The 13153-nt window shown below is 59.6% G+C and carries 12 protein-coding genes; 10 read left to right on the forward strand and 2 right to left on the reverse strand.

The genetic code is table 11. The features are described from left to right. Positions 1-36: 36 nt before the first annotated feature. Entirely contained in the window at positions 37-810 is a 774-nt protein-coding gene (locus B4F07_RS04830) for an NUDIX hydrolase (protein ID WP_201792079.1), read from the forward strand. Positions 811-980: 170 nt separating this feature from the next. Here B4F07_RS04830 and B4F07_RS04835 read toward each other — a convergent pair whose 3' ends face one another. Beyond that, positions 981-1307, reverse strand: coding sequence for a 2Fe-2S iron-sulfur cluster-binding protein (locus B4F07_RS04835; RefSeq protein ID WP_088443994.1), 327 nt, complete (start codon positions 1305-1307; stop codon positions 981-983). A 30-nt stretch (positions 1308-1337) separates the two neighbouring features. Beyond that, positions 1338-2600, reverse strand: a complete 1263-nt coding sequence (locus B4F07_RS04840; RefSeq protein ID WP_293645092.1) for a cytochrome P450 — start codon at positions 2598-2600, stop codon at positions 1338-1340. 186 nt (positions 2601-2786) lie between these two features. On the opposite strand from B4F07_RS04840, the gene B4F07_RS04845 reads away from it, so the two are divergent. From B4F07_RS04845 to B4F07_RS04885, 9 genes are read left to right on the forward strand one after another with little or no spacing between them, the layout of a single operon-like run. Further along, positions 2787-3527 carry a FadR/GntR family transcriptional regulator gene (locus B4F07_RS04845; protein WP_037557604.1) on the forward strand — a complete coding sequence of 247 codons (741 nt, stop codon included), beginning with the start codon at positions 2787-2789 and terminating at the stop codon, positions 3525-3527. A 42-nt stretch (positions 3528-3569) separates the two neighbouring features. Then, positions 3570-4712, forward strand: coding sequence for an NAD(P)H-dependent flavin oxidoreductase (locus B4F07_RS04850; protein ID WP_293645094.1), 1143 nt, complete (start codon positions 3570-3572; stop codon positions 4710-4712). A gap of 25 nt (positions 4713-4737) precedes the next feature. Next, positions 4738-5928, forward strand: a complete 1191-nt coding sequence (locus tag B4F07_RS04855) for a thiolase C-terminal domain-containing protein (protein ID WP_293645096.1) — start codon at positions 4738-4740, stop codon at positions 5926-5928. Further along, the gene (locus B4F07_RS04860) at positions 5925-6386 is read left to right on the forward strand and encodes a Zn-ribbon domain-containing OB-fold protein (RefSeq protein ID WP_293645098.1); all 462 of its coding nucleotides are present in this window, start codon (positions 5925-5927) and stop codon (positions 6384-6386) included. Before B4F07_RS04855 ends, B4F07_RS04860 begins: the two co-directional genes overlap by 4 nt. Before the next feature lie 7 nt (positions 6387-6393). Further along, on the forward strand, positions 6394-7644 hold the full coding sequence (locus tag B4F07_RS04865; RefSeq protein WP_293645100.1) for an acyl-CoA dehydrogenase family protein: 1251 nt from the start codon (positions 6394-6396) through the stop codon (positions 7642-7644). After that, positions 7644-8735 carry an acyl-CoA dehydrogenase family protein gene (locus tag B4F07_RS04870; RefSeq protein WP_088443970.1) on the forward strand — a complete coding sequence of 364 codons (1092 nt, stop codon included), beginning with the start codon at positions 7644-7646 and terminating at the stop codon, positions 8733-8735. Before B4F07_RS04865 ends, B4F07_RS04870 begins: the two co-directional genes overlap by 1 nt. 57 nt (positions 8736-8792) lie before the next feature. Further along, positions 8793-10406, forward strand: a complete 1614-nt coding sequence (locus B4F07_RS04875) for an acyl-CoA synthetase (protein ID WP_293645102.1) — start codon at positions 8793-8795, stop codon at positions 10404-10406. A gap of 29 nt (positions 10407-10435) precedes the next feature. After that, positions 10436-12040, forward strand: coding sequence for a flavin-containing monooxygenase (locus B4F07_RS04880; RefSeq protein ID WP_293645104.1), 1605 nt, complete (start codon positions 10436-10438; stop codon positions 12038-12040). Beyond that, a complete protein-coding gene (locus tag B4F07_RS04885) occupies positions 12037-13014 on the forward strand; it encodes an alpha/beta fold hydrolase (RefSeq protein WP_037557592.1) in 978 nt (325 codons plus the stop codon). The genes B4F07_RS04880 and B4F07_RS04885 overlap by 4 nt, the downstream gene beginning before the upstream one ends. The last annotated feature ends 139 nt before the right edge of the window (positions 13015-13153 follow it).

The following is a 13153-nucleotide window of genomic DNA, read 5'->3' on the forward strand; positions in this document are numbered from 1 at the left end:
AGCGTCCAATATCAGGCCAACTGAGAACTGGAGTTTATGATGACACTGCAGAAGCCAGTCGATCCGGTCCCCGCAGCCACCATGCTGTTGCTTCGCGACGAGCCGGAGTTCCAGGTGCTGATGGTCAAGCGGCATCACCAGATCGATTTTGCATCCGGCGCGCTGGTCTTTCCCGGTGGAAAGCCTTCTGCTGCCGATGAAGCGCCTGAATGGGCCGATTATTGCAGGGGCTGGAAAACGCTAGATCCTACGCAGCGCACCCTTCGGATTGCCGCGATTCGTGAAGCCTTTGAGGAAGCAGGCATCCTGCTGGCCGATCATCGCGACGGTAGCGAGTTCGAGGATATTTGCGATCTTGAAAGCCGCAAAGCCGTCGAGCGAGGCGAGCGCGAATTTTTCGACATTGTGCGCGAGGCCGATGTGCAACTGCGCCTTGATCGCCTGAGCGAGTTCGCGCGGTGGATCACGCCCAGCTTTATGCAAAAGCGCTTCGACACTCATTTCTTCGTCGTTCGCGCCCCAGAGCGCCAGATCGCAGCATGTGATGGATATGAAACCGTTGATGCGGAATGGCTTTCGCCAAGCAAAGCCCTGAAACTGGGTGTCAGCGGTGAACGAACGATCATCTTTCCCACGCGATTGAACCTGCAACTGCTAGCCGAAGCTGCGAGCGCAGACGATTGCGTCGCGCGGGCCAAGGCTCGCGAAATCGTGCCGGTCCTTCCAGAAGTCATCCAGCGAGACGGCAAGAACATCCTCACTATTCCCGCCAACGCAGGATACGGCGCAGCGTATGAAATTTTAAGTTGAAAGGCACTGTTGGCACGCCCCCCTCGACTCGCGGGCGCACGAGAGCTAGGTCAGCACAGATCCGCCATTTGATGTGGAACCTCTGAAAGGTAGCAAGTACCTCCTGGTTGAGCTCTACTCGCGATTTCAGACAGTCGAGCGTCGTGTGAAACACGCGTCACGCAGGCATGTCAGTATTGCTGCTCGGGAACATGCAGAATCAGACCTTCCATCAAGGGCTCGATGGGGATCTGGCAAGCGAGGCGACTATATTCGTTCGCCCCTTCCGCAAACTGCAGGAGGTCTGCCTCCGCAGCGCCTTCGGCCAAGCGGCCGACCTTGTCGATCCAGGCCGGATCCACAAACACATGGCAGGTTGCACAAGCGCACACCCCGCCGCAATCACCGTCGATGCCCGGCACATCGTTGAACAGCGCCGCTTCGCGCGCTGTCTCACCTTCGGCTATGTCGACTGCCCTCCGCGTTCCATCGCTGGAAACGAACGTCACTTTGACCATATCAAGCTCCGCTTTTTTTGAATCAGCCAATCAGCGGGCGTGGAGCCTCACCGGCAGTTTCGTAATCCCTCGCACTAGGTTCGAGAACAGGCGCTCGGGTTCACCGGTCACTTCGATCTTCGCGAACCGCTTGTGGATCTCTTCCCAGATGATCCGTAGTTGCAGTTCTGCGAGCCGGTTGCCCATACAGCGATGAATGCCATAGCCGAAAGACAGATGATGCCGTGGGTTCTTACGGTCTATGATGAACTCGTCCGCCCTGTCGATGACCGTCTCGTCGCGGTTACCCGACAGGTACCACATCACAACCTTGTCGCCTTTTCTGATCTTCTTGCCGCCGATCTCCCAATCTTGCAGCGCCGTGCGGCGCATATGGGTCAGCGGTGTCTGCCAGCGGATGATCTCTGGCACCATGCTAGTGATGAGCCCAGGATCGTTATTCAATTTCAAATACGCGTCCGGGTTCTGGTTCAGTGCCAGGACACCACCGCTGATCGAGTTGCGCGTGGTGTCATTGCCGCCCACGATAAGCAGCAAGAGGTTGCCCAGAAACTCCAGGAAGGGCATGTCCCGTGTCGCCGGAGAATGCGCCATCATGGAGATCAGGTCATTCTTCGGCTCCGCATTGATGCGCTGCTCCCACAGACCCTTGAAATACATTGCGCATTCGATCAGCTCTGCGCGCCGCGCCTCATAGGATGCGACGATCCCAGTTTCAGGGGCGGCCGTTGTGACGTCGGACCAGCGCGTGAGCTTGCGGCGTTCCTCCCACGGGAAGTCGAACAGAGTCGCAAGGGTCATTGTGGTCAATTCGACCGACACCTTATCAACCCAATCAATATCTTCGCCGACCGGCAAGTCGTCGAGGATTTGGCATGCTCGTTCGCGGATAGTTGGCTCAAGCAGCAGCAAGTTGGACGGCGCGACCGCACCAGTAACGGCCTTTCGTTGCTGGTTGTGCTTTGGTGGGTCCATCGCGATGAACATTTCAAGTTCAAGCGCGCTTTTCGCCGAGTGCATGTCCTCGATGGCGATACCGCCGAGCTTCGCCTCTGACGAAAATACCTTATGGTTGGTGTCCACGGCCATGATGTCGTCGAACTTTGTAATCGACCAATATGGTCCGACATAGCTTTCGCGGCAGTAGTGGACCGGCTCCTCTCGGCGAAGCCGCTCGAAGAACAGGCCGACCGTGTCTTTCTGGAAAAGGCTCGGACGCGCAACATCAATCTCGTCGATCGGGATGAAAGCGACCTTTTCGCGGATATTCGGCTCCACCATGTCGGTATCCATGTCGCGCCCTTCGTCGATAACAGCACAATTGCCCTACTTGAAATCGTAAATCCCTTCTCAGGCTCAGTCAATAATGCTTATAAGGTTTTATCATTTTTTTGCATCTGAAACATTTTTATCTCACGCCCATGGACATAAACGGAACTTAAATCTTATAAGGCTTCGTGACAGGGGTGAGACAGAGTGATGTTGCTGAAAGTCGAAAACGCGAAGAAAGCTAAGCGCGCACTCTCGCTTGCCCAGCACATCGTTCGCGATATCGAGGCAGGTGCACACGCCCCGGGCGACAGGTTGCCGCGTGAGGAAGAAATGCTTGCGCGATATGATGTCGCGCGAGCGACCTTGCGCGAAGCGCTCCGCTTCCTTGAGCTCCAGGGCGTTATCCATCTTCAGCTGGGCCGTAGCGGCGGTCCGGTGGTTGCGCGTCCGCAGACCGGCGACTTTGCAAACAGTCTCTCGCTAATTCTGCATTTCATGGACGCCGACCTCAGAGGCCTGCTCGAACTACGCGAAGCGATCGCCGCGGATGTTGCCGCCTACGCCGCGCAGCGCGCGACTACCGGCGACCTGAGCGCACTCGCCGATTGCCTCAAAGAGCTGGAACGAAATGAAGCCGGAGGCCAGTTCGAGGAACTGAACCGTCGTTTTCATGACCTTCTCGGCTGGGCCAGCGGCAATCCATTGTTCGGGCTATTAACGTCGACGCTGCATTTAATTACGCGCGAATTCTCTCACTCACTTGGCTATTCGGCGCAGGAGCGAGCGGTCCAATTGCGATTCCTCCGCCGTGTCCTCGAAGCAGTACGCACCGGGGATTCCGAAGCGGCGCGTCAGGCCATGGCCCGGCTCGTCTCGGGATCCGCGTCCTATCTGGCAGAGCGAAGCCCCGAGCTTGTATCCCAGCGTGTCAGGTGGGGGCAGATTTAGAAAATTGCGTCTGATCGGGCGCGGAACGGAGAGGGTAGGATAATGGCGCTGAAGAGCCCTGTTTGCACAATTCTCGGGATCGAATATCCGATTCTTCTGGCTGGAATGGGCGGGGCGAGCGTGCCTGCACTCGCTGCCGCGGTGTCGAACGCAGGCGGACTTGGTGTTCTCGGCGCTGCCGCATGCTCGCCCGACCAGTTACGTAGCTGGATCAGGCAAACCCGCGAGATGACCGACATGCCTTTTGGGGTCGATACCTTGCTGCCGGCGTCTGTCAGGCGCGGTTCGGCGCCGGAGAGCGGAGGTGTAGCAGAAAACCCCCTGGCTTTGCTCGGCGAATATCAGGAGTTCACCCGCGAATTCATGGAGCGCGAGCATTTGCCCGCAGTGGACGCCGCCACGGCGATGCGCGCGGCGGGCGCCCCGGACATGGGCAAGGGCGGACTGCAGCTGTTCTCGCGGGAGTTCTTCGAAGCGCAGATGGAAGTAATCATCGAAGAAAAAGTGCCGGTCTATGCCGCAGGCCTTGGCAATCCCGAACCGTGGATGGAACGCCTTCATGCCAATGGCACCAAGGTCATGGCGGTGATCGGAAAGGTCAAGCACGCCCTGCAGGTAGTGGAATCGGGTATCGACCTGATCGTCGCGCAGGGTCACGACGGCGGCGGCCACAACTCTCCTGTCGGAACCTTCTCGCTGATTCCGCAAGTGGTTGATGCAGTCGGCGATCGTGTTCCCGTAATCGGTGCGGGAGGAATAGCCGATGGTCGCGGAGTCGCCGCAGCGATGATGCTCGGCGCCCAGGGGGCGTGGATCGGATCGGCGTTCCTCGCAACCGACGAAGCAGGTATCGAACAATTTCAGAAAGAAGCCATCACCGAAAGCGGCGATGCCGATACGGTGGTCAGCCGATCGCTAACGGGCAAGCCTGCCCGGATGATTCGGAACAAATGGGCCGATGCTTGGGTGGCGGCCGGCAAAGAGCCGCTTCCGATGCCTTATCAGTCGATGGTTTCGGGGCCTGTCATGGCGTCTGGCATCAAGGCCGCACGCAAGGACATCATGCCCGGCTTCGCAGGCCAGGGGATTGGTCTGATCGATGCGATCCGCCCAGCGGCAGTCGTGATGCGCGACCTTATAGAGGGCGCGGAGAGAGCATTGGCCGGCGCCGGAACTCATTTCTGACCGGCGAGCGAGACAGGGACGCGGCATGAATCTTTCATCCACCCTTTCCTTTGCCGACAAGGCAGCAATCACCGGGGTCGGCCAGACCGATTTCGTCAAGGGCACCGAGCGGACTGCAGTGGAAATGATGCTCACCGCCTCGCGCCGGGCCATCGCGGATGCTGGACTGAAACCCTCCGATATCGACGGCATGGTGCCGCCGCCAATCTATACGACGTCGGAGGAGATGGCCGCCAATCTGGGCATTGATGTGCTGCGCTATGCGGCAACCGTGCACATGGGCGGCGCCAGCCCGACAACGGCACTACAGAATGCCGCCATGGCGATCGCCTGTGGTCTATGCGATCATGTGCTCGTGACACTGGGCTGGAACGGCTATTCCGCTCTCAGACCTAAGCCGGGCGCCCCGCCCACCCGGCCGATGAACATGAACACCCTGACCAATACGATCCAAGGCTACTACAGCCCCTACGGCGTATTCTTGCCGGTGCAGATGTACGCCTGGCTGGCGACCCGTCACTCGAAGCTCTACGGCGTTGGCGAAGATGCCATGGCGGCCGTGGCGCTCGCCTGCCGCCGTCATGCGCAATTGAATCCACGCGCCTTTACCTATGGCCGCGAACTCGACGCGGAAACCTATTATTCGGCGCGCTGGATATCTGAGCCGTTTCGCCTCTACGATTGCTGCCTCGAGACCGATGGCGCCTGTGCTGTCGTCCTCTCGCGCATGGACCGTGCCAAAGACATGCCGCATGTGCCCGTCAGCATCGCCGGCGCGGCCGAAGGCCATCCCTATCCCGCCGACGACATCCCTTCCCGCCCCGACCCCTTCAAGATCGGCCTCAGAGATGCCGCCCCGCGCGCATTCGATATGGCGGGCGTCACGCGCGACGACATGGACTTCCTCCAGATCTACGATTGTTTCACCTATATCGTTCTGCTGCAGCTCGAAGCGCTCGGATATTGCGAGCCTGGCGCGCAGGCCGAATTTGTCGCCAATGGCCAGATCGAGCTGGGCGGGCGCTTACCGATCAACACCCATGGCGGCTTGCTTAGCGAGGCGCATGTCTGGGGTCTCAACCATGTTGTGGAAGCAGTACGACAGCTGCGCCATGACTGCGGCGAGCGTCAAGTGATCGGAGCCCAGACCGGCCTTGTGACAGGCTGGGGAGACCTTGGCGATGGCAGCATCGCGATCCTCAGGAGGTTTGCATGAGCGACGAGCATGATGTGCCTCCCAAGGCGCGGCCCTCCGCGCAGGCAACGCCGGCCAAGCCGCGGCCGCGGCCGCAGGACCCGATCGAACAGGAGTTCTGGAGGCTGTGCCAGGACGGTCAACTCTATTTCCAGCGTTGCGGAAGTTGCGGCATCTTTCGCCACCTGCCTCGCTACATGTGTGCACGATGCGGCTCGCCAGACTATTCCTGGGAACCCAGCAGCGGCAAGGGCACGCTTTTTTCCTGGACCGTGACCCATCAGGCGCTGCACCCCGCTTTTGCCGCCGACGTGCCATTCGTGGCTGCCGTGGTGGAACTTGAGGAAGGCGTGCGCATGGCCACGCGCCTCGTGGATTGCGAGCGTGACAGACTCGCGCTCGATCTGCCGGTCGATCTCGCTTTCGAGCTGATCGGAGGGGACTTTCGCCTGCCCGTCTTTCGTCCGCGTGAAGGGTAGAGCCGATATGGATCTCGAATATGGCCCAGAGTATGATGCGTTCCGCGCGGAGATGCGCACCTTCATCAATGCGCACAGACATCTTGCTCCACCCTCAGCTATAAGATTCTCCCGGCCCTCGGCCGAGGCTATCCGATGGCAGAAGCTGTTGATCGAGCGCGGCTATACCGCGCGCACGATACCGACCGAATATGGCGGCTACGGAGCGGACCCGGATATCCTCACATCGCGCATTATCGCGGAAGAGTTTTCGCGAGCCGGCGTTGCGAGTGGCCTGGGGAATCAGGGCATCTCGATGCTCGTGCCCACCTTGCTCGAGTTGGGCACCGAAGAGCAGAAGCGGCGGTGGATCGCGCCAACGCTGACGGGTGAAATCGTGTGGTGCCAAGGTTATTCTGAACCGGGTGCGGGATCGGACCTCGCCAACCTCAAAACCAGCGCGCGCATCGAGAATGGAGAATTCGTTATAAATGGCCAGAAAATCTGGACCAGCACCGCGAAGCAAGCCGACATGATCTTTTGCCTTGTGAGGACCGAACTCGAGGCCTCGAAGCATAGCGGTATCTCTTATCTGATTTTCTCGATGGACATACCGGGGATCGAGGTACGCCCCTTGAAGACGATGACCGGTCACGCCGAGTTCAACGAGACATTCTTTACTAATGTGCGGGTTCCGGTGGACCAGATCGTCGGCCAGCGAGGACAGGGCTGGTTCGTCGCGAACGCAACGCTTGGCCACGAGCGCGGAATGCTGGGCGATCCCGACGCACTCGAGAACCGACTGCAGGCATTGATTGGCCTGATGCAGCAGGAATCCATCGGCGAAGGTCGGGCGATCGACAATGCGGTCCTGCGCGACCGGCTGGTGGCGCTCCAGGCCGAAGTGACGGCGATGAAATGTAATGGAATGCGCATTCTATCGAACAGCCTCAAGGGCGAGCCTGGCGGCATGGCGAAGCTGATCGTCAAACTGCAGAGTTGCGAGGTCGCGCATCAGATCTCTGCGCTGGCGATCGACGCGATGGGCGAGATGGGCATTTTGTATCACCGCAGCCCGCGGGAACGAGACGGAGGGGCTTGGCAATGGAACTATATGTTCCAACTCGGCCTCATAATAGGTGGCGGCACCGCGCAGATCCAGAAGAACATCATCGCCGAACGTGGCCTCGAGATGCCGCGCGAGCCGAAGCTGGCGCGGATTTACGACGAAGCGAAGGGAGCTGCAGGCATGCAGACCGACAGGCAGGGAGCGGCGTGATGGACTTCGGCCTTTCGCAGGATCAGCAGATACTGCGCGACGCGGTTGCGCGGTGTCTTGCCGATACCTCCCCGCTTGAGCATGTCCGCGAATGTGCCGGGCGCGACAACCCGTTAAGTGACACTATTTTCGGAGCCCTCCACGATCTGGCGGTCCCAGCCATGCTTGTCCCCGAAGAGCATGGTGGCCTAGGCATGACCCTTCTTGACGCTGCGGTCGTGGCGGAACAACTCGCCTATGCGGTCACACCAGCGCCATTTCTAGCCAGCGTAGTTCTCGCCCCGATCGCGCTGAGCGAGGCAGGAACTAACAAGCAAAAGTGCCAATGGCTTCCGAAGATCGCGCGCGGCGAGGCCCGTATCGGAGTCGCGATTTCCGCGACGGTCCAGGCGCGCGACGGCGCGGGAGTTCAATTCGCCGAAGGGAAGCTTAGCGGCACCGCCCTGTTCTGCCTCGATTTCGAAGGCGCGGACGCGTATCTCGTAGCGGACGCCGGTGGCAGGCTGCACCTCGTCCCAGCCCTAGCATCGGGACTCAAGGCGACCCGCCTCACCACCATCGATCGCACGCGCAGCGTGGGAGAATTGTCCTTTGCGGCTGTCGAGACCGATCCGCTTGCCGACGACGGCGGCACAGCATCGGCTCGGCTGCGCGATGCTGGCCGCGTGATCCTTGCCGCCGACAGCTTGGGCGCAGGGCAGGCCATGATTGAAAAGGCGGTCGATTATGCTGGTCAGCGAGAGCAGTTCGGCCGCCCTATCGGCAGCTTCCAGGCGGTAAAGCACATGTGCGCCGAAATGGCCGCACGCCATGAACCGTGCCGCGCGCTGGTCTGGTACGCCGCCCATGTCTTCGATGCGCTGCCGGAGGATGCATCTCTCGCGGCTTGCCATGCGAAATCCCTCACGGGCGACGTCCACCGATTTGTCGCCCGCACCGCCACTGAAGTGCATGGCGGGATGGGGTTCACCGATCTGCTCGGCCTGCACTACTGGTTCAAACGGATCGGCTTCGATCGGCAGGTCTTGGGTGGCCCCGAAGCGGTGCGAGCCGAGGCAGCGGCTCTGCAGGGTTGGACGAGAGCAGCCTGATAGTACTGGGAGTCGTGCGCGCCGATGCTGCGGCCCCGTCCAGAGAGGAGAATCAATGTGATCGACTGGAATCTCGGGGATATTCTCGACGCGATCGAGCCCGTCATGCCCGAAGATGCGCCGGCTCTGATACATGGAGACCGGATCGTCACCTGGCCCGAGATGTCGGCGCGCTCGAACAATATCGCCCGCGGGTTGCGCCAACGCGGCATCCGCGATGGCGCGAAGGTCGCCTTCTATATGCGCAACCGACCCGAATATGGCGAGTTGATGGCGGCCTGCTTCAAGGGGCGTTTGACGCATGTGAACATCAATTACCGTTATCGGGCCGAAGAGGTGTTTTATATCTTCGACGATTCCGACAGCGAGGTCATCGTTTATAGTTCGGAATTCCGCGACACTATCGTCGAACTCAACGACCGGCTTAGGAAGGTTCGCACCTTCGTCGAAATTGGCGAGCTGTCTTCAATCGCGCCCTTTGCGATCCACTATGAGACTCTCGCGCAAGAGGGGGACGGATCGGCGCTCGGCATTACACGCTCGCCCGCCGATCTGCTTTTCATCTATACGGGTGGTACGACCGGAATGCCCAAGGGCGTGATGTGGCGTCATGATGACATGCGCAAGGCCCAACTCGACGCACAGAAGTTGCTCGGCCCCGTTCCAGAGACACTCGAAGAGAATGTCGCGCTGATCGCCCGCGAAGGCCCGGGCAGGCGTACGCTTTCCTCTTGCCCGCTGATGCACGGAACGGGCTTTATCACTGCGATCGGCACGCTGATGTCTGGCGGCGCGATAGTTACATTGGAGGCATGGTCTTTCGATGCCGAGGAAATGTGGGATACGGTGGAAAGGCACAAGGTGGAAGGCATAGCGATCGTGGGCGACGCCTTTGCCAAGCCAATGCTTTCCGCGCTCGACGACCACCCTGGCCGCTGGGATACCAGCAGCCTCGTTACAATCCTCTCTTCCGGTGTGATGTGGAGCAAGGAGGTCAAGTCCGGCCTGTGCCGGCATATTCCGCAAATCGTACTGATGGACAGTTTTGGCGCATCCGAAGGCCTGGGCTTCGGCCTTGCCGTCACCACTGCGGAGGGCGGCACGAATACCGCGAAATTTGGGATCGGCGAGTTCTGCGATGTTTTCGACGAAACCGACCAGAAAGTCGAACCGGGGAGCGGCGTGCCGGGATTTATCGCCCGGAAGGGTGCGATCCCCAAAGGCTATTACAAGGACCCCGAGAAATCCGCGAAGACGTTTCGCACGATCGATGGGGTGCGCTATTCCATTCCGGGCGACTGGTGTCGGGTAGAAGCCGATGGCAGCCTTACCTTGCTCGGCCGCGGAAGCGTCTGCATCAACACGGCGGGAGAGAAAGTTTATCCCGAGGAGGTCGAGGAAGTGCTCAAGACCCATCCCGCCATCGGGGACGCGCTGGTCGTAGGCGTGCCGGATGATAAATGGGGCCAAGCCGTAACCGCGATTGTCCACCTCAACGACCACGCCCAGTTCGACGAACAAGCGGTCAAAACCCATGTGCGCGCACATTTGGCGGGATACAAAACCCCCAAGACCATAATTCCGACAGACATCCCCATGCGAGCCTCGAACGGCAAGGCCGATTATGCAACGGCAAAAGCGATTGCCGAACGATCGAATGTCGCGACGTGAGATCGACTGGCTCTCCCGATTACGATGCCGTGATCGTCGGTGCAGGCTTCAGCGGCATCTATCTGCTGCACAAATTGCGTGACGCCGGGTTCAAGGTGCTGCTGGTAGATGCGGCCGCCCAGCCCGGCGGCATTTGGTACTGGAATTGCTATCCCGGTGCCCGCGTGGACTCGCAGGTACCGCTCTATGAGTTTTCGATACCCGAGGTTTGGAAATCATGGGCCTGGAGCGAGCGCTTTCCCGGATGGAAGGAGCTCAGAGCCTATTTCCGGCATGTTTGCGATACGCTGGGCCTTTGGCCGCTTATGCGGATGGGATCGAGGGTCGAAAGCGCAAGGTTCGATGAAGAGGGACGACGGTGGCGCCTGCAGCTTGAGGGCGGGGAAGGAATATCGACACACTTCCTTCTGCCCGCTTTGGGATTCGCATCGAAGCCGTATATTCCCGATATGCCAGGAATCGCGGCGTTCGAAGGCGATTGGTGTCACACGGCGCGATGGCCGCAACAGGGTATCGATCTTTCGGGCCGCCGGATCGCCGTCATCGGCACTGGTGCGAGCGGAGTGCAGATCGCGCAGGAGGCCGCCAAATGTGCAGAAAAGCTGACCTTGTTTCAGAGGACTCCTATTCTGGGCCTGCCCATGCGCCAGGAACGGCTTACCGAAGACATTCAGCAGCGTGATAAGCAGGGCTATCCCGCCATTTTTGTTCGGCGCAAGCGAACGAACGGGGGATTCGAATGCCAGTCGCTTGACATCTCCGCGCTCGATGTAGACGCCACGACGCGCAACAACCATTTCGAGACCCTGTGGCGGCAGGGCGGCCTCAAATTCTGGTACAACAACTTTGCCGACATACTGACCAATCGCGAAGCGAACCGCTACGCCTATGAGTTCTGGCGCAAAAAGGTTCTCGCGCGGATCATCGACCCCGTTCTGGCTGAGAAACTTGCGCCTGCGGAGCCGCCGCATCCTTTCGGCACGAAAAGACCCTCGCTCGAACAGGGATATTATGAAATTTTCGAGCAGGATAATGTCGCGCTGGTCGATCTGAAGGCAAACGCGATCATCCGTATCGAGCCCCAGGCCATCAAGATGGAAGACGGTGAGGTCGAATGCGATCTGATCATTTTTGCGACCGGCTTCGATGCCGGGCGTGGCGGGTTGATCGACATGAACATCACCGGGAGGGAGGGGCTTCCCCTTTGGCAGGCGTGGGAAGACGGTGTGCGCGCCTATCTCGGCATGGCGGTGTCGGGTTTTCCCAACATGTTGTTCGCTTATGGTCCTCTCAGCCCGTCGGGTTTCGCCAATGGCCCGACAAGCGCGGAAATACAGGGCGACTGGATTTGCGATTTCATGGTCTGGTTGCGTAGGAGGGACATCGATCTTTTCGAGGGCAAACCGGCTGCCGAAACTGGCTGGACTGAAATGGTTGCCGCGGCTGGCGCGATGACGCTCTTTCCCGAGGCGGCCTCATGGTACATGGGCGCGAATATTCCGGGAAAGAAGCGCCAGCTCATCAATTTTCCGAGCGTGTCTGGCTATGCCGCGCTCTGCGACGAAGAGGCGGCCGGCAGCTATGCTGGCTTCGCTTTCGAAAAACTCACACGCAAGGACGGCCCAACAATATGAACGAGGCGGTAAAGATTGAAGATTGCCCCGAGGACATCGACGCTCTCTGGGCGGGCGATGGTTCGCATCTGCCCGAATGGTTCGTTTCCGCTCTCAGGGTGCCGCGCGAGGAAGGCTATGTAGAGATCGAGGGTGCCAAAGCGCATTACTTTCGCTGGGGCGACCGGGCGAAACCCAAGGTACTGATGACGCACGGTTTTCTCTCGCATGCCCGCTGCTTTTCCTTCATCGCGCCGTTTCTGGCCGAAGATTATGATGTGGTGGCCTTCGATCTTGCCGGCATGGGCGACAGCGAAATGCGAGGGCACGCCGACCCCTTGGCCAGGGGGCGCGAGTTCGGCGAAATTGCCGAAGCGCTTGGACTGTTTGCGGATGGCCACAAGCCCACGATCATTGCCCACAGTTTCGGTTCTGGCGCAGCGTTGACGGCCGTCACCCAATCGCCCGATACCTTCTCCGGCATTGTGGTTTGCGACCTGATGGTCATGCGACCTGCGCTCTTGCAAGCGTATTGGAATCTCCGCCGCGCCAGCCCCGGATCCGGCGACCCGGACAAAGCCAAAAGTCGCTATCCCAGCTACGACGCGGCGCGCAGTCGATACGTCCTTTCCCCACCCCAGCCTGTCGGTGAGCCATTTCTTTTGGACTATATGGCCTTTCATTCTCTGCGGCGTGACGGGGAGGGTTGGACGTGGAAATTCTCTCCCGAAGTGTTCCGGAGGAGCAACCGGCCCGACGAGTGGCTCACCATCGGCGAGCGCCTAGTGAACGCGCCGGGCCGCAAGGCTATCGTTCACGGCGAGGAGAGCCAGCTCTTCAACCGGGATTCCGTGGCATATGTTCGTGAACTGGGGGGAGGAGCCATTCCGATCATTGCCGTGCCTCAAGCCCGCCACCATCTGATGCTCGACCAGCCGCTGGCCTTTGTCACCGCGTTGAGGAGCCTTCTCCGGCTTTGGGAAGCGCCGACTTGAGCAACGTCTAGCGCGATTTTATGGTTGCATGCGACCGTAATGGCGATGCGAAAATTGCCGATCCAACATTTATTTAAACGATGAGGCCTCTTTTGCACAGCAAGACATAAATACTAAGGCCGAGGCAGAAATAACCAAG

This window comes from Sphingopyxis sp. UBA6723, from assembly GCF_002454115.1.
Lineage (GTDB): Bacteria > Pseudomonadota > Alphaproteobacteria > Sphingomonadales > Sphingomonadaceae > Sphingopyxis.